1 protein-coding gene is annotated in these 586 nt (G+C 66.6%); it reads right to left on the reverse strand.

Features of this window, described 5'->3' with window-relative positions; all coding sequences use genetic code 11:
* The coding region (locus tag IAE24_RS29965; RefSeq protein ID WP_199962543.1) for a DDE-type integrase/transposase/recombinase at nucleotides 1–586 on the reverse strand (586 nt) is incomplete at both ends.

The following is a 586-nucleotide window of genomic DNA, read 5'->3' on the forward strand; positions in this document are numbered from 1 at the left end:
ATAGTCGCGCTTGAAGGTGTTGACGAAGCTCTCGGCCATGCCGTTGCTCTGTGGGCTGCAGACGGGCGTGTTGATGGGCTTCAAGCCCAGCGCGCGTGCCAGTGCCCTCGTTTCGGCGGCGATGTAGGCACCGCCGTTGTCACTGAGGAACTCCAACTCCTGGCTCTGCGGGACCGCTTCGACCGAGCCGAAGCGGCGCTCGACGGCCTCGATGAGCATCTCGCGCACCGGCTCGCCTGGCAGCCCTTTGCCCTCCCACGCGCGCCAAGCCATCACCTCACGGTCGCAGCAGTCCTTGGCGAAGGTGGCCGTCACGGTCTGGCCCGAATCGCACTTGATTTCCAGACCATCGGAGCACCATCGCAGGTCGCTGCGCGAGACCGCAACACGGCCCTCATGCGTGCGTGCGGCCTGGCGCCGGCGAGTCGCCTTGGGCAGCAGCAGAGCGGCTTGTGCCATGACGCGATAAACGCGTTTGGCATTGACCCTCGGGGCGCCCCGTGCCGCACGCTGGCGGTTCACCAAGGCACAGGCGCGTCGGTAGCCATAGCTGGGCAAGTCGGCAATTTCCTGGCGCAGTTCGGCG

The organism is Delftia sp. S65 (genome assembly GCF_016516495.1).
GTDB classification, from domain to species: domain Bacteria; phylum Pseudomonadota; class Gammaproteobacteria; order Burkholderiales; family Burkholderiaceae_C; genus Comamonas; species Comamonas acidovorans.